Raw genomic sequence first — 20,411 nt, 5'->3', positions numbered from 1 at the left:
CCTTCCCCAATTGGGAAAGGCATGGTTTAGAAACTAGCCGAATTGTCATTCACAATAGTGGTTTCCTGTGTTGCACTCCCTTTTCGTTTCAATTTGCCCCAGCCTACGGTTACTCCCTTTACTGCTGAGATTACCGACTTTATCACTACATATGTCATAAGCTGCTTGTACAGGATCCGCTGCAAGAACAGGGAAACAAGCGGCCTTGGATTTTCTTTTTCCAAACTAAAGGCATAAAGAGCAGAAAAGAAATCCAGCAGGTAAAACAGAACAAACCCGATGACGGCTCTCTCAGGGTGCGGTGTAAAGAGTGCAAAAATGAATAATAGATCCGCAATGGGCGCTATGATTTGATAGAAGTACTGGAAAATCCACATGTTTGGAAGAGCAATATAACCTAACGAGTTATGCTTTGTATTAAACAATGCATCTCGGTGCTTCCAGAGGCATTGCAATGTACCATAAACCCAGCGGTATCTCTGCTTTGCCAGACTTTTAATATCTTCAGGAACTTCTGTGTAGGCATATGCCTTTTCCTCGAATTCGATCTTTTTCCCATTGCGCAAAAGGGTAAGGGTAAGATCAGTATCCTCTGCAAGTGTATCTTCTTTAAAGTAGCCTGCTTCTACAACAGCTGATTTTCTCCATGCACCAATTGCACCTGGTACAACCGTGATGCAATTGAGGGCAGCAAAAGCCCGCCTTTCCAGATTGAAGCCAGTAACATATTCAATGTGCTGCCATTTTGTAAGCAGGTTCCCTTTATTGCCGACTTTTACATTTCCTGAAACAGCGGCAACCTCTTCATTGCTAAAATGGCGGACAAGCAGAGAAATGGCATTTTCAGCTATCAATGTATCAGCATCAAGGGCTACGACAATTTCTCCCTGGGCCTCTTTAAAGCCTAGGTTCACAGCAGATGACTTTCCTGCGTTTTCCTTGTTGAATAAACGGACGAGCGGGTTGTTTGCATATGTTTCTTGAACAACAGCCGCGGTACGGTCCTTAGAACCATCATTGATTACTAACACCTCAAAGTGTGGATATTCGCTTGCTAGTATTGAATTGATCGTTTTGCAAATGACCTTCTCCTCATTGTAGGCTGCAATGACAACACTAACATTCGGTGTGAAATCAGGGTCTGGCACAGTCTTTCTAGCTCTTTTAATCTGTTTTCTTGAAAGGAAAACGAAAAGGATTAGCCTTAGGATTCCTAACAGAATGGCTGAATAAAATAGAACACTTAGGCCTTTATCCCAGCCTTGCATAATGGTGAATACTGCCTTGTTATAGACAAGGTAAGGATTGCTCTCATCGACAGGCGGCATTATTTCTTCTTTGGTTTTTCCAATTAACTCACCAACAGTGGTGAACGTATATCCGCGTTCCGTAAGCTCCTTAATGACTAATGGCAGGGCCTCAACCGTACTGGACCGGTCGCCGCCGGCGTCGTGCATTAAAATCACATTTCCTTCCGGAAGTTGTTTTAGTACATCCTTGACGATTTCGGTTGAGGATAGTGTTCTCCAATCATCGGAATCTATGGATTCGCTAACCATCGTATATCCTAGTTTCTGGGCTTCCAGGGCCGCCTGTTGTTCGCCCTTTTTCGTTAGCACTGTATCGGCATCATATGTCGGCCGGAAAATGGTCATCGAATGGCCAGTAATTTGTTGAATCAATCGCTGAGTCACATTTAATTCCATTTTCATTTGAAATGGAGAGAGGTTAGTTACATCAGGATGTGTAAATGTATGATTGCCAATCTCATGGCCTTCCTCATGCATCCTTTCCACGAGTTCTTGATGCTGAAGGGCGTTTTCCCCAACAATAAAAAAGGTTCCTTTAATATTATTCTTTTCTAAGATGTCCAGGATTTGTGGTGTATACGCTGGATCAGGGCCGTCATCGAAGGAAAGAACAACTTTCTTTGAAGCGGGCTTGCCATATTGAGCCACCTGGAATGGCTTTGGCAGCTTGGCGTAATTCACTGAATCAATTAAGCCATTTCCATTCAGCTTGATTGTTCGTTTCCCTGTCTCAGCTTTAGAAACCTTTATAACCTCCCCGGCTCCTGTTACAATATCTGGCTCATTGGAGGCCAAAGTATCCAAAGCAGCAGACGGGTTTTGAATTTCATCGGGCTGATTTATGAAATCCCAGATGGCAGGGTCCTCGGAACCAAGGCGCCAAAGTGCGACTCCTCTTGAACCGCTATCGATTGCCAGCTTCATTTGATTGTAAAATGTCGCAGCGTCAAGGAACCAAACTGTATGATTTTTCCCATCTTGCTTATAGCGGAGATAAGGATTTCCGGCCACGCTGCTCCAATGGACTTTTAAATCGGACGTGCTTCCCAGCTTCATAATTTCGCTGAATGTAATCGGCTCTGCGGGCTGTTTTGCATTTTCCTCCCAGTTGTAGCCGTAGTTTCCCAGACTGACAATCAATTTTTCAGAAGGAATCCCGAGTTGGCTCAGGCTTTCCTTTGCCCAATTCGATGGGGAAATTGGACCAGGAGCACTTATGGAATGGTGCCGGTCATAAAGCATTACGAATACTCGGTCAGAACTCTTTGCAAGAGCAGGGTAGTTAAAGCTGGGATTGTTCGGCGGGACATCAACTGTGACCATAAGGCCTTGTTCATGAAAGGCTTTATACAATTTGTCCATAAACTGGGTGAACTGCCCTTTGTCCTTTGGATGGACTTCCTCAAAATCTATATTAATTCCGTCAAATTCATTTCTTTGCACATATCGCAACATGCTTTTAATAAAATCTTCTTCTGCACCAGGAACGGTAAATAAACGGTGCAGTGTATCCCCATCCCACTTGTTATCTACAACATTATTAACAAGTGGGAGGATTTTGATATTATGGGCCTTTGCTTCTTTGACAATCGACTTGTCTATGCTTGTTTTCAGTCGGAGCTCAGAAGTAAGCTGGAGCCACTCGGGCACCACGGTTGTAATTGAGTCTTTATGTTTCTGGAAAGACAATTTACTATTTTCGTCCCAGTCGACGTAAAATGCGTAAACTTCTTGTTTTGTTGACAGTTGCTTTTGAGTTAGCTTACCTAAACTTTCTGGAGCAGCAGGGGCTTTTGAGTTAGAAAGCTGAGATGCCAGCTCCTTCTCGCTTAGCTTTGTATTGATAGACTCAATTTCACTTTTTGCTGTCACATTGCTATCCAGGTTTAACTTGGGAAATACCGGGTTCTTCGCCAGGCTTTCTATAAAGATAGTGGATATAAAAACTACTAATAAAATGAAGCCTACACCCATTCGTTTAATAATCGACCAACGGCTTTTTGCCGGGTCAAGAAAAATAGAATCCTGGTTTTCCTTCGATGTTTTCAAGCCTAAATTATAAAACCAGTGGAAGAAATAGTAGGTGATAAGCCCAACGAAGCCCCCAACTATTCCTGAAGCAGCTGCAGGGGAAGCTTCGAATCTAGCCTTGAGATTCGAAATGACCTGAATATCTTCCAATACCGGCAAATCCAATAAAGGCAATTGGCGGATGTGCGGTACAAAAAAGGTAATCAACGTTCCAAGAAACAAGGCGATGAAATTAAGGCGAAACACTAGGGATACGGCTAACAATAAGACTATTAGCGGTATATTGAAACGATCTAATGGTAAAAAGGCGAGAAAAAAACCAAGTGTACTTGCAACTGCCCCGGTACTTCCTGTCACAGGTGCAAATAAGGACCTGATAATCCACCTAAAAATACGATCCACTTAATCTCCTCCTCTTAGGTGTAATTCGTTTGCTAGTTTGATAAATTAAAATGGCCAACAAGAAAAGCGCAAGCGCTTCGTATTAAGAAAAACCGATGACTATTCTTTCCTTGTGGAGCTAGACAGGTCTCAAAAGATAGATTTAGGTTTAAAGGTTGTGCTTTTGGGGGTAATCCTTATTGTTTTTACTGGAAATTAAGGGGTCTTTAGAAGGTTTACTTTATTTTAGCCATTTTCTCCAAGGAGATAAGTTTTATGGTAAAATAATTCCAATATTACGAAAATAGGATGGAGATAGTATGCAGGGAACATTGCCGTTAATCAAAACTAAATTGGTAGTTCCGGCTCAGCAAGAGCAATGGGTCAGACGAGCTGCTGTTTCGATGAAATTGAAAGCGGTTACCAATAAACCCTTGACCATTGTCCAGGCTGGCGCTGGATATGGCAAAAGCTCGGCGCTGGTCATGTATGTAAAGGATGAAAAGCAGGATTGCTGCTGGTATACCATTTCCTCCTCCGATGACGATATTCTTCCTTTTATATCATATTTAATTGCTTCCATACGGACGAATTTCCCTGAGTTTGGCCTCGAATTGGCAACCTATATTAAAACGATGGACCGCTATATACGGGACGAAGAGCTTGGGATGCTATGTTCCATTTTTATAAATGAAGTTGTGGCCATCGCTGAACCGATTATTCTGATTATCGATGATTTCCACTCTGTTGAACATTCTTACCACATCAATGTCTGGATGGAGATGCTGCTCGAGCATATCCCCGCCAATCTCCACCTGGTGCTTTCGACAAGGACACGGCCTGGCTGGAAAATCCTTGCGAAACTGAAGGCGGTAAATCAACTAAACGAGGTTACAAAGGCTGATCTTGTTTTTGGAAAAGAGGAAATCGATCTTTTATTAAGCGATTCTTACGAAGTGGAGTTTTCCGACGAGGAATTAGAACAGCTTTTTGTCATCACCGAGGGCTGGGTCATCGCGATCGGGATGATTGCCCAGCAGCTTCCCTCTTTGCAGAGCTTGAATGACCTGTTTGTCCAGCCATCAAAGTCACTTGAAGATTTGTTTCACTACCTGGTTCATGAAGTCTTTTCAAAGCAGCCGCCGATGATTCAGCAATTCCTGGAGCAAACTTCTATTTTTGAGGAAATTAGTACAGATGTATGTGATTATGTCCTGGGAATGAATGGCTCGCAGGCCATGCTTCAGCAACTGACCGCAAAAAATTTGTTCATTCATCAGGTCGGCGAGGGCCAATACAGATATCATGCACTGTTCCGCGAATTTCTCGAGGAAAGGCTGATTCTTAATCAACCCAGCCTTCATCGCCAGCTAATGTTGAACAGCGCCCGCTTTTACGAGAGGAACCGGCAGTGGGAAGAGGCTTTGTATTGCTATGAAAAAATCGGACAGTATGACGCGGCTGCCGGAATAATGAACGAACAGGGCATACAGCTTTTGGAAAATGGAAAGTTGGAAAGTTTAAATGACCGACTAATAAGAATTCCCCAAACCGAAAAAATCAGATATCCCCGCCTCCTTTTCCTTGAAGGAGAGGTAAATCGGTTTCGTTCAAACTACGAGCAGGCAGAGGGGTTATATGATCAGGCAATTGAAACAGCCGGGAAGCAGGGAGATCTTGAATGGAAGTGCAAGGCGCTTGAAGGGAAGGCGAAAATCTACCTTGATACGATCCAGCCGTTAAAAGCGGAGCGGCTGCTGGCCCAGGCAATTGAGCTTCGGGAAAAATCACTTTTATCCGGCTCGGCAGAAGATACAGGCAGGCTGTATCGGCTTCTGGCCGAAAATTTGATTAATAACGGACAGGCATTGAAAGCAGAAAAGTGGCTGGAGCGGGCAAGGGCAATGGGAACACCGGTTGAGGATGACAACCTCCAGGCAAGACTTTATCTCCGGACAGGGCGGTTTGCGGAAATGAGAAGGGTGCTAACTTCTTCTATGCAGGCTGCTGATTCTTTGAAAAAGTCGGCACTGCCGCAATCTCATCGTGAAACAGATTTACTTTTGGCCTTACTTGAAGCCTTTACTGGAAACGGTACTGAAGCGAAAGCTCTTGCACAGTCGGGAATCCAGCATGGAATCCAGGTGCAGGCTCCGTATGTAGAAGGCTGTGGCTGGATCCGAATGGGCCATGCCGTCCAGCTGATCGACCAGTATGAACTCAAGCTTGCCGAACAGTGCTATCAGACTGCACTTGAAATTATGGGACGCTTGAATGTGGAAAGAGGCAAGGCAGAGCCGTTGATGGGCCTTTGTGTTTTGTATGGAAGCCGCCGCGAATACGAACGTGCTATGGAATCAGGAAGACTTGCGCTTGTTGAAACAGAGAAAGTCCAAGATATTTGGCTATCCGCACTTATCACCATTTGTATGGGAATATCGGCAAACTACAACAACAAAGAGCAAGAGGCAAGCGAGTTTTTTCAAAAGGCGGAAGGGCTATTTTCCGAATGCGGGGACGACTATGGAAAAATGCTCGCTTCGTTCTGGCAGTCTTATCTTTCCTATACCGCTGGAGCTATGGAGCAGTTTAAGTCCTTCTTCGCCGGGTTTCTGGGATTGATGAAAACTGGCGAATATGAATTCTTCGTTAAAAAAAGGACAACATTTGGTCCGCGTGATATGCAGGTTTTTGCACCAATGCTGATTGAGGCGGTTAAAGAGGCTGTCATGCCTTCATACGCTGAAAAGTTGCTTGAGGACTTGAATCTGCCGCGGCTAAGTGCGCATCCAGGCTATACGGTAAGAGTGCAGACATTGGGCCGCTTCAAAGTTTGGCTTGGCAGCAGGGAAATTGAGGAGCGTGATTGGCAAAGGGGAAAGGCAAAGGAATTATTCCAGCTGTTATTAACCAAGAAAAAGCAATTCCTTTTAAAAGAGGATATTTTTCAATTGCTATGGCCTGAACAGCCGGAAAAGAATGCAGACCGTGACTTCAAAGTGGCGTTAAATGCACTGAGCAATGTTCTGGAGCCCGCAAGGAAAGCACGATCAGCTTCTTTTTTTATCATCAGGGAAGGAAGCGGCTATAGCGTCAACCCGCATGCTGCAATTGAGCTTGATTGCGAGTCTTTTGAGGAAATGGCCGAGACTGGGTTGGTCGAAACGAATCTTGAGAAATCAATTGAGCTTTTGGAGAGGGCCCTTCAGTACTACCAAGGCGATTTTCTTCCGGAGAAACGGTATGAAGACTGGTGCATCAATGAACGGGAGCGTCTAATGGTCTACTTTTTGCGAAGTGCCGAAAAACTCGCTCAACTGAATGTCAGAAAAGAACTCTATGATGCCGCAATCCACTGGTGCCAGCGAATTATCGAAAAAGACCGGACCTGGGAGGAAGCATACAGGCTGCTGATGTTCTGTTATTACCGGAAAAACAATCGGCCTCAAGCTATCAAATGGTATAAAAAATGCTGTGAAATCCTTGAGAAAGAACTTGGAGTTACCCCGCTTGAACCGACCAGGCATATGTATGAAATGATTATACAGTCCAGGGGATAAGGAATGAAGCAAGGATAATGAATGACAACTCGAGCCTCCGGACAAAGCAAAGTGTCATTCATAAAGGCGATGAATGACAACTCGGGCCTCTGAACAAGGCGAAGTGTCATTCATAAGGGCGATGAATGACAGTTCGAGGTTCCGAACGAGGCAAAGTGTCATTCATAAAGGAGATGAATGACAATTCGGGGTTCCGAACGAGGCAAAGTGTCAATCATAAAAACTATCAATGACAGTCCGAGTACTGGAAGAACGGTTTCAAGGACATTTCGGGTCAGTCCGAGTGTCAAAATGTACTCGAAGAACGGTTTCAAGGACATTTCGGGTCAGTCCGAGTATCAAAATGTACTCGAAGACCGATTTCAAGGACATTTCGGGTTGGCCGAAGTGTCAAAAACTTCCGACCGAGGGAAAAGTGTACATTCATAAAGCTGATGAACAATTAGGTACTAAGAGCAAAAGCGGATAATTCATTTTCAATTGATCTATAGAGTGCTTTGGTAGTTTAAAACATTTCGCTCTTTATATTTATAAATCCTTCTAAATCTCCCTGAGATACAGGGGGATTTTTTGCATGGTGAGAGGCTCGGGCATCAAGCTTATTTTCTTTTGTTCCGCATGTAACTCATTTGTAACTTGCTCCTTTTAAGATGAACTCACAGCTTGAAGCGCTTTTGATTAAACATTTTAAAGGGGGCAGGAAAAGTGAAATCGACGAAACGGAATATTGCACTAATGTTTACTCTCATTATGGTTCTTTTATTCACGAGTGCATGTGGTGATGAAGAGGCCGGCGGATCCACAAATAAAGGTGGAGACAAAAAGAATACCAAACCAATCAAAATCGGTGTCCTGGCATCACAGACTGGCGGGCTTGAAGCGTATGGCAAGCAGACACTGCGCGGCTTTGAACTTGGCCTTGCTTACGCAACTGATGGAAAAAATGAAGTTGCCGGAAGAAAGATTCAATTTATTGTAGAAGATACGGAAACAAAACCGGAAGTGGCTGTCCAAAAAGCTACGAAGTTACTGGAAGAAGACGAGGTTGACTTCCTTGTCGGATCCTCCAGCTCCGGAGATACACTCGCTGTCCTTCCTCTAGCTGAAGAATATGAAAAAATCATGATCGTTGAGCCAGCTGCCGCGGACAGTATCACTGGTGAAGAATTCAATAAATACATTTTCCGTACCGCGCGTAACTCGTCTCAGGACGCAGTTGCGGGTGCAGCTGCGATTGCCAAGAAAGGGACAAAAATTGCCACGCTCGCTCCTGACTATTCGTTTGGCCGTGATGGAGTAGCCGCATTTAAAGAAGCTGCAGAAAAGCTTGGCGCAGAAATCATCCATGAGGAATACGCAGATCCAGCAGCAACTGACTTTACGTCAAATATTCAAAAAATCATTGACCAAAAGCCTGAGTACCTGTTTGTTGTTTGGGCCGGGGCAAACTCCCCATGGAACCAGATTGCTGATATGAAAGTTCAGGAAAAAGGAATCAAAATCTCTACAGGTGCCCCTGATATTGCGGCGCTTGCAACGATGGAGCCGCTAGTAGGCATGGAAGGCTTCACTGTTTACTACCACGACCTTCCGCAAAACGATATTAACAAGTGGCTTGTTGACGAGCATAAGAAGAAATTCAATGGAGAAGTACCTGACCTGTTCACTCCTGGCGGTATGTCCGCGGCCATCGCGATTGTTGAAGCTATTAAGAAAACTGATGGTAACACGGACACTGATAAATTAATCGAAACAATGGAAGGCATGAGCTTTGAATCTCCAAAAGGCAAGATGACGTTCAGAAAAGAAGATCACCAGGCACTTCAATCTCTATACGCCATCAAGCTTGAGAAGAAGCCTGGCGTCAATTATCCGGTACCAGTCCTGATCAGGGAACTGTCTCCTGAGGAAACTGCTCCGCCAATTCGAGTCAAGTAGGAAAAGCGGAAGCGCCTTCGTGACAGGCAAAAAACGCCTGTCCCTGCGATGATGATTCTGAGGAGCTTTCCTTAGTGGTCAGCCCCGACCAGCTTAAGACGGGCCACGCAGGATGGGCTTGCCCTCCGGAGGGGCACGGCTTAAGACCTCGAGGGGCTAGGACTCTCCTCGAAAAAGCTATCGCTTTTCCTTCGTGCGATGTCAATGCTTCCGAAGCTTACTCTTTTGTAGCTAGACAAGTAATCGAAATAATGAACTTCGGTCACTTAACCGAAGTTCATTGTTCTTTTCAAAATTAGCACAGGTGGTGAACACATTTGACAGCAATTTTAGAAACAAAGGATTTAACCATTACATTCGGCGGCCACACGGCAGTCGATTCTGTAAACATTTCAGTTCCGGAGAACCATTTCAAGTCAATCATCGGACCGAATGGCGCCGGGAAAACGACGTTCTTTAACCTGCTGAGTGGACAGTTGCTCCCAACCAGGGGCCAGGTCTTCTACAAGGGGAATGAAATCACAAAATTTTCCCCAACCAAAAGGACGCGGGCTGGTATTGGGCGATCCTTTCAAATTACCAATGTCTTCCCGAACCTGACCGTCATTGAAAATGTACGTCTTGCCTGCCAATCACAGGCTGGCATCCGATATCAAATGCTAAGGCATTTCCAGTCGTATAAAAAACTTGAAGAAGAAGCAATCGAGTGGCTTAGGCTCGTCCTGCTTGAGGATAAGAAGGATGCCTTGGCCAGCAATTTGGCGCACGGGGAAAAACGTAAGCTTGAAATTGCCATGCTGCTTGCTTTAAACACAGAAGTACTCCTCTTAGATGAACCGACAGCCGGCATGTCACTTGAAGAGGTTCCCGCAATTCTTGAGGTCATCAAGAAAATTAAGCAGCGCGGCGATCGGACGATTATCCTTATTGAGCACAAAATGGATATGATCATGGATTTATCTGATACGATCATGGTCCTCTTCAACGGCACGCTGCTGGCAGATGGAACTCCAGAGGAAATTATGAAAAATGAGACTGTCCAGTCTGCTTATTTGGGAGGTTTGCATAGTGAGCACGCTGCTAAAGCTTGATGGGGTTGAAACTTATATTGGCCAGTACCATATTCTTCAGGGTGTTTCGTTTGAGGTGCCGAAGGGTGAGGTAACGGTTTTGCTCGGCCGGAATGGGGCAGGCAAGACGACAACCCTAAGGACCATCATGGGCCTTAACCCTGCTACAAAAGGAACTATTCTCTTTAAGGACGAGGATATAAAGGCACTGCCTCCATATTCAATTGCCAACAAGGGCATCGGGTATGTCCCCGAGGATCAGGGCATTTTTGCAGGGCTGACTGTCGAGGAAAATATTAAAGTAGCGATTAAAAAGGATAATGAGATTACGCAAAAGCGGCTAAGCTATATTCTTGATCTTTTCCCAGACCTTAAGAAATTCTGGAAAAAGCCTGGGGGACTCTTAAGCGGTGGCCAAAAGCAAATGCTGTCAATCGCAAGAGCCTATGTCAACGATAATGAACTGCTTTTAATTGACGAACCAAGCAAGGGGCTTGCGCCAATCGTCGTCGAAAAAGTCATGGATTCAATCCAACAGATGAAAGAAACGACAACGATCATCCTCGTCGAACAAAACTTTATGATGGCAAGCACCATCGGGGACAGCTTCTATATCGTCGATGACGGGCGGACAGTCTCGAGCGGTCCGATGAATATCCTCAGGGAAGACGAGGAAATGAGACGGAAGTTTCTTGGAATTGCTTAGAAACTATGAATCTTCAAGTAATATACACTACCAAACAAGGCGGTGGAGCAGGGCGATGGTAAACAGCGGATAGTCTAGCTATCCTTCATTGTTTTTCAAACAGGAAATATTTCCTTACTCATTGCATGCTCCGCCCCTTTTCCACATGGAAAGGGGAGATAGACTTGGAACTTTTAATAAACTTAAGCCTCAATGGCCTTGCTACAGGGATGCTGATTTTTCTTTTAGCAGCAGGTCTTACCTTGATATTCGGACTGATGGATGTCCTGAATTTTGCCCATGGAGGACTGTTTGCCTGGGGTGCCTTCAGCGGCATAGCCGTTTACAACAAAACCGGAAGCTTTCTTTTGGGGATCGTGGCCGCCATCATAACCGGTATGATTCTCGGCATTCTGACGGAACGCTGGATCATTAAGCCCGTCTACGGCAACCATATCCAGCAAATTCTCATTACACTTGGCTTAATGTTGGTCCTTTCGGAAATGCTTAAAGTCTTTTGGGGACCAAACCAAATCTCGGCAAAAACACCTGGCTTTTTAGCAGGCAGCTGGGAGATTGGCGATGTTCTTATCATTAAATACCGCGCGTTTATTATTTTTGTAGGCCTGCTGGTATTCTTGTTTGTTCAATTTCTTCTTAAGAGGACGAAAATCGGTCTTGTTGTCCGGGCGGGAGTAATGAATAAGGAAATGGTTCAGGCGCTCGGAATTAACATTCAGAAGGTGTTCATGTTCGTGTTTATGATTGGGGCCGGGATGGCAGCTCTCGGCGGGATGCTTCTCGGGCCTTATTCCGGAGTCATTTACGCCGAAATGGGGATGGAGTTTGCAATCCTTGCCTTCATCGTTGTTGTCATCGGAGGGATGGGCAGTATTTCAGGCTCGGCAATGGCCGCGATTCTTGTTGGCCTGTCAGGTTCCTTCATGGCCTATTATGTGCCGGATTTGGCGCTGGCAGCGAATATGATGTTGATGGTAGTAGTACTAGTCTTCAGGCCGCAGGGCTTGTTCGGGGCAAAGGGGTGAGCGGAGCATGACACGACTATTTTCAAGCAAGTTAACACTATTTTACGTGCTGGTTGCTGCCTTTCTGGCCATTCTGCCGTTTGTCTATGATTCAAGGAGTCTGTTAATCCTCCTTTCACAAGTGTTTATCTTTGCGATCTTTGCGATGAGCTACGATATTCTCCTTGGCTATACGGGAATTGTTTCGTTTGGGCACGCAATGTTCTTTGGAATAGGAGCGTATACGGTTGGTGTCTTCATGAAACAGTTCGAGCCCGAGACGAATTATTTCCTGCTCGCGGTTCTTGTGACAATTCTTTTGACAGGGGTTGTCAGCTACTTTGTCGGTCTGCTGACATTGAGGCTGAAGAGCCATTTTTATGCAATGCTGACAATGGCATTTGCCGGGCTGTTCCTCGTCCTTGCTGAAAAATGGCGCACGATTACGTATGGCAATGATGGCTTTACGTTCAGGGTGCCGGATTTCCTAAAGGACAGGACAGATTTTTACCTGATTTGCCTGGCTTCCATGGTTGTAGTGTTCATGCTGCTCCAGCGGTTCACCAATTCCCCGCTTGGAAAAGTGCTTCTTGCGATCCGGGAAAATGAGCAGCGTACCGAATCGCTCGGCTATAGCGTCTTGCAGTATAAAGTCATCGCCAGCGTAGTTTCTGGTATCCTGGCTGGCATTTCGGGAATCCTTTATGCTGTTTCATTACGTTTCGTAAATACAAGTGTATTCGCCATGGATGTTACGCTTGATGCATTGATGATGACAATTATCGGCGGTGTTGGGACACTTGTTGGTGCCATCATCGGCGCGGGAATCATTGAATTTTCCCATCACTGGCTTGTTGAGCTTGCCAAGGTGCACGTCATCTTCGAGCGCTGGATCATTTTTTTCGGAATTATTTATATCCTTGCGGTTATGTTCTTTCCGAAAGGTATCGTGGGCTCATTGCGCAGTTTGAACTTGAAGCGTAAAAAGAAGAAAACTGCTGTCCCTGTGAAACCAGAAGCGATCAGCCAGGGAGATTCCTGATGAAAACAAAACAAGTCGCCTCGTTTGTTTTGCGGTTCCAACTGACTGATATAGAACTGGATAGCGGCAGGAAATACTGGCGTGTCAAAGTTACCCACGTCCAGGAAGACAAGGAAGTGCTATTCGAGTCAGTTGACTCGGCAATGGAGTTTATTAAGGAAGTTGTCGGAGAATCATAACTTTGCTGGAGCGCTGGATGCGCTCTTTTTTTGAGGCGCTGGCGTACCTGATGACTAGTGAAAAATGATTATAGTATAGCTTTTTGATGGTTAGAGTTAACTACGGACTTTTATAATCCCTGCCTGACAGGTACTAGTCTATGCACGGCAGGGGCTATTTTAGAATAATAAATAGCTAGTGGAAAAGACGAGGGATGACTAATATGAAGGTTTAGTTGATAGTGATAATTCACTAATGTGTAGTGAAAAAGAATATGAAACCTGCCAGGCAGTAACTAATCCCTGCACGGCAGTAACCATATCAAAAAAATATTCACTAGTGAAAAAGTGTATGTAAGAGGATTTGCCCGAATTCAGGAGAAGCTGTAACTTCCTTGTAACTGCCTTTTCCTAAAATGAATCCATAATGAAGGGGTAAAGGAGGAATTGCTGTGAGGTGCGAGCTCGATTGGCTTGAATCCAGGGCAAGACTGACACCATTGGCGACTGCGGTTGTTGATGCTGAAGCAGATAGATCGTGGAGCTTTGAACAACTAAATACCAGGGCACGGGCACTGGCCTGCTGGCTATCGGAACAAGGAATCCGGAAAGGGGACAGGGTTGCGCTGCTTGCACCAAATGACATCAGTTATTTCGATTTGTTGTTTGCATGCGGAAAGATCGGCGCCATCTTTGTTCCGTTGAATTGGCGGCTGGCAATCAGTGAGTTGTCTTTTATAATTGGGGATTGCACACCCAAGCTAATCGGCTTCCACTCCGATTTTGCAAAGCAGGTGTCTCAGCTTTGGAACGAACTCGGACTAAGCATTTGCATCGATGGCTCGCAATATGAAGAGCTGATTGACCGCTATACGGCCGCGCTAAACCAGACTGATAACAAGCATGTGGATATCGATGACGAGGATCCGCTGGCAATGATTTATACAGGCGGTACGACAGGATATCCAAAAGGGGCGGTTCTTTCACATCGGGCGATCATGTGGAACGCAATCTCGACGATTGTCAGCTGGAACCTGACCAACGAGGACAAAACTGTGACGTACCTGCCGATGTTCCATACCGGCGGGCTCAATGCGTTATCCATTCCGATTTTAATGGCTGGCGGATCAGTTGCGATTGCGAGGGAGTTTTCCCCTGAAAAGGCGATTAAGCACCTTGTCGATCACCGTTGTACAATTGTGCTGTTTGTACCGACGATGTATCATTTGCTGGTTAAATCAGAACTGTTCCACGCAACAGATTTCAATGATATGAAGGTTTTCCTTTCCGGTGGTGCGCCATGCCCCCTTGAAATCTATGAAGCATTCGCGCAAAAAGGGAAGCCGTTTAAAGAGGGATATGGGTTGACGGAAGCAGGACCGAACAATTTTTATATCGACCCTGCTGATGCCGTACTAAAGAGGGGCTCAGTAGGTAAGGCGATGATGTACCATTCAGTGAAAATAGTGGATGAGCACGGAGCAGAAGCAGGATCAGGAATGGTCGGTGAGCTGGCCATCCAGGGGAGGCATGCGTTTTCCTTTTACTGGGGAAATGAAGAGGCAACAAATGATGCGCTTCAGAATGGCTGGCTGCTTACAGGTGATCTCGCCCGCCGGGATCAAGATGGGTATTATTATATCGTTGGCCGGAAAAAAGATATGATCATTACAGGCGGGGAGAAGGTGTATCCGCTTGAGGTCGAGCATTGGCTTTGCGAACACCCTGAAATCCTGGAAGCTGCTGTTGTCGGAGCACCAGATGAAAAATGGGGGGAAGCAGTAACTGCCTTCGTTGTACTCGCTGAAGGCAGTGGGGTTGCCGAGGAAGACATCAAACAATTTTGCCGGCTGAAACTGGGCGGCTACAAGGTTCCGAAGAAAATCCATCTTATTGAGGAAATGCCGAAAACTCACGTCGGGAAAATCAGCAAAGTGATGCTTAAGAATATGGCATCTCAGCACACTAACGAAAAGCCGGTAATATAAGAAGCAGGGACGATACCCTGCTTCTTTTTTCGTCGCGAATTGTCGTATTTTCATTAATCAAACGTTTGATTAAATTTGCACGAAGCCTTTCATATCATGGCTTCTATCGTTAGGGATGTTTCGACACATCCCTAAAGGTTAGCAAGTGCTTTTATCCCCTGAACTCCAAAATACACTCCGAAACCGACCAGTGACAGCCCCGATATAACCGAAATTGCTACCAGGGTATTCGCATTCAGAAATCTCCTCGATCCACTTGCCAGCGCGGCAACAAAAATATCCCATAGGCAAAGGCCCAGGAAAATCATCGAGCTGTAGATTAGCAGCTTTTCAGGACCGTAGGATGAAGCGGTTTTCGCGAGAACTGAGCCATAAATGCCAAGCCAAAACAAAATGGACATCGGGCTGGAAATGGAAATAATAAATCCGGAAAAAAAGCACTTGAAAATCGATTCCTTCGCTCTTCTCTGCTCAAGTTTCAAACTCGATGCGCTGACCATGCTTTCTATTCCTGAATAGATGAGGACAAAGCCGCCGAATAGCCAAAGGAAAACCTGTACATAAGGATAGTAAAGGAAGCGGACAAGGCTGAGATAAACTGTCAGCATAAAGGTTGCGTCCGCCATCATTGAGCCTGCGCCGACTGCCCATGCATGCCAAAACCCGTTCTTAAGGCCTTTATCGATTCGCGCCGAATTAACCGGACCTATTGGGGCAGCCAGCGTAAGCCCCAGAATAATGTAACTTAGATATACATTCAAAACCATCACCACACCTAAAAGGACTTGTACATTTTATGCATGTCCATAGGCAGATAATCCATTTTTCACGTAGCCGTTTCCAGGTTTTCCTTTTGTTGCTCGCGAATTACATGTAAAATGCATATAGCAAACCACAAGGGGAATAGCTGAAGTATATAGGAGGGTCACTGATGGAAAATAATGATATTTTAATCCGGCTGAGATATGCCCTGGATATAAAAAATACAGATATGGTTAAGATATTCCAACTTGGCGGCATCGACGTTACAAAGGAAGAGGTATTGAAGATACTCACAAAGTCAAACGTGGAAGAGCCCGAGCTTGATCAGCAATTGAGGATCAATAACAGCAAGCTTGAATCGTTTCTGGATGGCTTGATTATTTTCAAAAGAGGAAGGCAGGAGCCGAAGCCTGGTCAGCCTGAAAATCCTCCGAAAATCAATGAGAGCATCAATAATGTCCTGCTGAAAAAAGTAAAAATCGCCCTTTCGCTTACAAGTGAAGACATGATCGAGATATTTGATAATGCTGGCATTGCCATCACAAAAGGAGAGCTAAGCGCCTTGCTCCGGAAAAAAGGCCACAAGAACTACAAAGAATGCGGTGACAAATTCGCGCGGAACTTCCTTAAAGGCTTAGCGGTAATGTATAGAGACTAAGGAGCAGGAGTCGGTTCCCTGGTTCATTTAAAAAATGGCGGTCGAAGGCGACCGCCATTTTGTATTTGTTCGGAAAATCATTTCCTCCTAAAGAGGCCGCGGGCTACAACTTTTTTAAGAATAGCTGGCCTCATTAGAATGGCAGCAGGCTGGACAAGGTTCATCACTTTAATAAAGGAGTCATAAATGTATCGGTCCTCAGAGGATAAGAGGAAAATTTGTTTAGTGAACCATTGTTGAGCGGATAAGCCAAATGGTCTCTTTGCTTGTATCCCTGGATAACGAAGGTCTTCGGACAAAACCATATTCCAGACAGGCGAGATAATTTTCACAGTTTTTTTATGGAACATATAAGCAAGCCTTTTTAAAGGGAGATCTTTTTTCAATAAGCGCTGAAGTTCAAGTGCCTCCAAAACAGCGACGCTCATCCCCTGGCCAAAAACGGGATCAATCCGGCATATCGTGTCCCCCATCATGAGCAGCCCATCGGGAAGGTGCTTAACTTTGTCAAACCGCCTCCAACTAATTTGAGGGACACGGAAAATACTTGTTTTTGAAAGAGGCTTGCCCTTGCTTAATTCGGTATAAATATCGGGTTTGGAAAGCTTTTTTGCAAGTTCCAAAAATGCTTCGTTATCTGTTATTGCCTTTTTTTCATTAATGGCATTTTGATAGCCAAAGATGGTTGCGATATACCGATTCCCTTCCACGCTGGAAAGGGTAGCCCCTATCTCCCCAAAAGGCGGTTCTGGATAGATAAGCTTAATGGACCAGTTCCGCTTAGGGTTCTCCGGCAGCTGAAAAAACTTACTGACATAAGTTAATCCTATTGTTGCCTTTTCCGTAGGGAGAACGTGGCCTAACTTTTCAAGCCAAGCTCCGGTAAAACTTCCTGACCCGCTTGCATCAACAACTAGATTAGCATCGAGGGTAATAGAGTCTGCTTCAGGACTGCTTGCAGTTACTCCTGTTACTTTGTTCGCTTGCTTGTCATAATGATAGGATTTTACAGAATGGTTATAATAGTAAGCAATATTCGGAATTTCCTTTATGTATTGGTCAATGTGCCATTCCAAGTGAGGCCTGGTTTGAAGTGTAGTTGAGTAGCCCCCATCATATTGAAGTTTCCAGACACCATGGTGGAACCAGGCGAGGTCTCTTGTAGAGTTGATTTTAATCGCGCCGCTATGATAAAACCTGTTTGTGATTCCAGGGAATAATGATTCAAGGCCATGTTCACCTGCATGAAGTAGGGCGTGTAAATGAGCTCCCTGGGGTACACCTTTTCTAGGTAGCGGCCCTTGTGGCTCAGCATCTCTTTCCAGTATGATCACTTTCTTGAAATGGTCTGACAGCACCTTGGCAGCAAGCTTTCCGGCAATACCGCCGCCAATGACAATTGCTATATTTTTTTCGTTCAAGTTTTTCATCTCCATAAAAAGCGGACTAAAGTTCCATATGCCAACTATATCATGTTACAAGTTATTTGAATCAGGCAAATCCCGTGTAAAAACTAACTCAACCCCCTATACTAATTGGAAAGAAGTAAAGGAGGAATACAGTATGCATATTGAAATGTGGACGGACTTTGCTTGACCATTCTGCTATATTGGCAAAAGGCGTCTGGAGGACGCCATTAAGCAGATTAACCACCCGATTGAAGTGACATACCGGTGCTATGAGTTGGAGCCGGACGCACCTCGGGATATAAAGGAAAACATGAATGAAAAACTGGCTAAAAAATACGGAATGAGCCTTTCCCAGGCTAAAGCGAATACAGATCGTGTCGTTCAAATGGCAAAGGAAGCCGGTCTGGATTATCAGATGGATACGATGATCATGACAAACACGTTCGATGCTCACCGGTTAACGATGTTCGCCAAGACTCAAGGCCTGATGAAGGAAATGACTGAGCGGATTTTACAAGCTTATTTCACAGAATCCAGGCATATTGGCGACCATGAAACGTTAGTTGAATTGGCAGTGGAAGTAGGACTTGACCGGGAAGTCGTGAGAAACATGCTTGCCAGTGAAGATATGACTGCCGAGGTTCGAACTGATGAGCAAATGGCTCGGCAATATGGGATTTCAGGGGTGCCATTCTTCCTGATTAATCAAAAATATGCCCTTTCCGGGGCACAGCCGACAGAAACTTTTGTCCAGGCGTTGGAAAAAGTCATTGCCGAGGATGAGAAAAAAATCACCATTCTAAATCAGGATGGGAACCTCTTTGATGATGATGGGTGCGAAATACCTAAAAAATAGTTAAATGAGCAAAACCAGTCTCGAATGTTGAGACTGGTTTTTTATTTAGACAGAGAACTGTCCCTATTTTGCCGGAGGGAGGAATAGTAGGCTGGTTTGGCGAATATTTATGTCAGGTGGTCAATTTTTCCATTACAGGAGGTTGTTATGCTTAGTAAAAGTTTAGTAGAAGATATGCTTACCGCGGCGTTATCGACGGGCGGAGATTTTTCGGAAATTTTCGTTGAGGATAGGTTCACGAATAATCTTACTTACCAAAGCGGCAGAGTTGAAACGGCTTTGTCGGGAAGGGATTTCGGTGTTGGAATCCGAGTGTTTAATGAATATCAGAGTTTCTATGCCTATACAACTGACTTTAGCCGGGAAGGGCTCTTGAAGGCGGCCAACCGTGCAGCACAGGCAATTAAAGGCAAGGCTTCAACCGGCCTGGCACCTTTCACCCAGCAAACGGCAGATTCAATCCATCCTATTCAAATTATGCCACAAGATGTTGAGAAAGCCCGTAAAGCAGCAATCCTGCAAACAGCTTATGAAAAAGCAAAAAACTATCATTCTTCTATATCCCAGGTTACCGTTCGGTTGATGGATGAAGAACAAAACGTATTGATTGCTAATTCGGAGGGCAGGTTTGTTGAGGATAAACGGGTCCGGTCAAGGCTGGCGATCCAGACGGTCGCGGTCCGGGACAATAAGATGGAATCTGGCTTTTATGGACCAGGAGCTTATCAAGGTTTTGAGTTTTTCGAAAATCTCAATCTCGATCATTATGCACATGAAGCTGCACGGATCGCAGTGACCATGCTTGATGCAGCCCCATGTCCAAGCGGCAAGTTCCCTGTCATTATTGACAACGAATTCGGCGGCGTTATTTTTCACGAGGCCTGTGGTCATGGCCTGGAAGCAACTGCTGTTGCGAAAAATAATTCCGTATTTGCCAACCGAATTGGCGAGCGGGTTGCCCCGGAAATTGTTTCATACATAGATGATGGGACGATTCCAAATGAATGGGGTTCAATTACAATCGATGATGAAGGCGAAAAGGCCAGGAAGAACGTCTTAATTGAAAACGGAATTTTAAAAGGTTACTTGATTGATAAATTCAATGGACGGCGTATGGGAATGGACTCGACCGGTTCCGGACGGAGGCAGTCGTTCAGGTTTGCGCCAACCTCAAGAATGACCAATACGTACATCGTTCCAGGCAAATCGACTCCAGAAGAAATCGTCTCCAATACTGAACATGGTATTTATGCAAAGTATATGGGCGGCGGACAGGTCAATCCGGCAACCGGTGATTATAATTTTGCGATCGAGGAAGCTTATGAGGTGAAAAACGGGAAGTTGGGAAGGCCTCTAAAGGGGGCTACATTAATCGGAAATGGGCCGAAAACTCTTCAACTGGTCGATATGGTAGGAAACAACCTCGGCCATGGGGCTGGAATGTGCGGGTCCCAGAGTGGAAGCATCCCGGTGAATGTTGGCCAGCCGATGATTCGTGTCAGCGAAATTACAGTTGGCGGGACAAAGGGGGAATAGGC

14 protein-coding genes are annotated in these 20,411 nt (G+C 45.1%); 11 read left to right on the top strand and 3 right to left on the bottom strand.

What is annotated here, in order from left to right; all coding sequences use genetic code 11:
• Positions 1-26: 26 nt before the first annotated feature.
• Positions 27-3,398, bottom strand: coding sequence for a trifunctional glycoside hydrolase family 18/polysaccharide deacetylase/glycosyltransferase family 2 protein (locus tag AM500_RS23055; RefSeq protein WP_442854018.1), 3,372 nt, complete (start codon positions 3,396-3,398; stop codon positions 27-29).
• 644 nt (positions 3,399-4,042) lie between these two features.
• On the opposite strand from AM500_RS23055, the gene AM500_RS23050 reads away from it, so the two are divergent.
• The 8 genes from AM500_RS23050 (at position 4,043) to AM500_RS23010 (ending at position 15,188) form a co-directional block, all read left to right on the top strand.
• Positions 4,043-7,282, top strand: a complete 3,240-nt coding sequence (locus AM500_RS23050; RefSeq protein WP_053601313.1) for an AfsR/SARP family transcriptional regulator — start codon at positions 4,043-4,045, stop codon at positions 7,280-7,282.
• Between the two features lie 735 nt (positions 7,283-8,017).
• The gene (locus AM500_RS23045) at positions 8,018-9,220 is read left to right on the top strand and encodes a substrate-binding domain-containing protein (RefSeq protein WP_053601851.1); all 1,203 of its coding nucleotides are present in this window, start codon (positions 8,018-8,020) and stop codon (positions 9,218-9,220) included.
• 317 nt (positions 9,221-9,537) lie between these two features.
• A complete protein-coding gene (locus tag AM500_RS23035; protein WP_053601311.1) occupies positions 9,538-10,311 on the top strand; it encodes an ABC transporter ATP-binding protein in 774 nt (257 codons plus the stop codon).
• Positions 10,289-10,996 carry an ABC transporter ATP-binding protein gene (locus tag AM500_RS23030; RefSeq protein WP_053601310.1) on the top strand — a complete coding sequence of 236 codons (708 nt, stop codon included), beginning with the start codon at positions 10,289-10,291 and terminating at the stop codon, positions 10,994-10,996. Before AM500_RS23035 ends, AM500_RS23030 begins: the two co-directional genes overlap by 23 nt.
• Before the next feature lie 164 nt (positions 10,997-11,160).
• Positions 11,161-12,021: a branched-chain amino acid ABC transporter permease gene (locus AM500_RS23025; RefSeq protein ID WP_043931412.1), complete on the top strand. Its 861-nt coding sequence runs from the start codon at positions 11,161-11,163 to the stop codon at positions 12,019-12,021.
• A 7-nt stretch (positions 12,022-12,028) separates the two neighbouring features.
• The gene (locus AM500_RS23020) at positions 12,029-13,042 is read left to right on the top strand and encodes a branched-chain amino acid ABC transporter permease (RefSeq protein WP_053601309.1); all 1,014 of its coding nucleotides are present in this window, start codon (positions 12,029-12,031) and stop codon (positions 13,040-13,042) included.
• A complete protein-coding gene (locus AM500_RS23015; RefSeq protein WP_053601308.1) occupies positions 13,042-13,221 on the top strand; it encodes a hypothetical protein in 180 nt (59 codons plus the stop codon). Before AM500_RS23020 ends, AM500_RS23015 begins: the two co-directional genes overlap by 1 nt.
• Positions 13,222-13,652: 431 nt before the next feature.
• Positions 13,653-15,188, top strand: coding sequence for an acyl-CoA synthetase (locus AM500_RS23010; protein ID WP_053601307.1), 1,536 nt, complete (start codon positions 13,653-13,655; stop codon positions 15,186-15,188).
• Between the two features lie 131 nt (positions 15,189-15,319).
• Here AM500_RS23010 and AM500_RS23005 read toward each other — a convergent pair whose 3' ends face one another.
• Positions 15,320-15,955 carry a LysE family transporter gene (locus AM500_RS23005; protein ID WP_053601306.1) on the bottom strand — a complete coding sequence of 212 codons (636 nt, stop codon included), beginning with the start codon at positions 15,953-15,955 and terminating at the stop codon, positions 15,320-15,322.
• 164 nt (positions 15,956-16,119) lie between these two features.
• On the opposite strand from AM500_RS23005, the gene AM500_RS23000 reads away from it, so the two are divergent.
• A complete protein-coding gene (locus AM500_RS23000) occupies positions 16,120-16,608 on the top strand; it encodes a YehS family protein (protein ID WP_053601305.1) in 489 nt (162 codons plus the stop codon).
• Between the two features lie 77 nt (positions 16,609-16,685).
• Here the strand turns inward: AM500_RS23000 and AM500_RS22995 are convergent, their stop codons facing one another.
• Positions 16,686-18,029, bottom strand: a complete 1,344-nt coding sequence (locus AM500_RS22995; RefSeq protein WP_053601304.1) for an FAD-dependent oxidoreductase — start codon at positions 18,027-18,029, stop codon at positions 16,686-16,688.
• 187 nt (positions 18,030-18,216) lie between these two features.
• Between AM500_RS22995 and AM500_RS22990 the strand changes: the two genes are divergently transcribed.
• The gene (locus AM500_RS22990; protein ID WP_269432617.1) at positions 18,217-18,873 is read left to right on the top strand and encodes a DsbA family oxidoreductase; all 657 of its coding nucleotides are present in this window, start codon (positions 18,217-18,219) and stop codon (positions 18,871-18,873) included.
• Between the two features lie 147 nt (positions 18,874-19,020).
• Positions 19,021-20,409 (top strand): TldD/PmbA family protein, encoded by a 1,389-nt coding sequence (locus tag AM500_RS22985; protein ID WP_053601302.1) that lies wholly within the window; start codon positions 19,021-19,023, stop codon positions 20,407-20,409.
• The last annotated feature ends 2 nt before the right edge of the window (positions 20,410-20,411 follow it).

The organism is Bacillus sp. FJAT-18017 (assembly GCF_001278805.1).
Taxonomy (GTDB): domain Bacteria; phylum Bacillota; class Bacilli; order Bacillales; family Cytobacillaceae; genus Bacillus_D.
Note: the sequence above shows the minus strand (reverse complement) of the source record. Positions and strands in the feature narration are given on the sequence as shown.

Coding starts and splice junctions, on each gene's coding strand:
- AM500_RS23000 (WP_053601305.1), top strand. CDS start 16,120: ATGGAAAATAATGATATTTTAATCCGGCTGAGATATGCCCTGGATATA.
- AM500_RS23020 (WP_053601309.1), top strand. CDS start 12,029: ATGACACGACTATTTTCAAGCAAGTTAACACTATTTTACGTGCTGGTT.
- AM500_RS22985 (WP_053601302.1), top strand. CDS start 19,021: ATGCTTAGTAAAAGTTTAGTAGAAGATATGCTTACCGCGGCGTTATCG.
- AM500_RS23050 (WP_053601313.1), top strand. CDS start 4,043: ATGCAGGGAACATTGCCGTTAATCAAAACTAAATTGGTAGTTCCGGCT.
- AM500_RS23015 (WP_053601308.1), top strand. CDS start 13,042: ATGAAAACAAAACAAGTCGCCTCGTTTGTTTTGCGGTTCCAACTGACT.
- AM500_RS23045 (WP_053601851.1), top strand. CDS start 8,018: ATGTTTACTCTCATTATGGTTCTTTTATTCACGAGTGCATGTGGTGAT.
- AM500_RS23005 (WP_053601306.1), bottom strand. CDS start 15,955: ATGGTTTTGAATGTATATCTAAGTTACATTATTCTGGGGCTTACGCTG.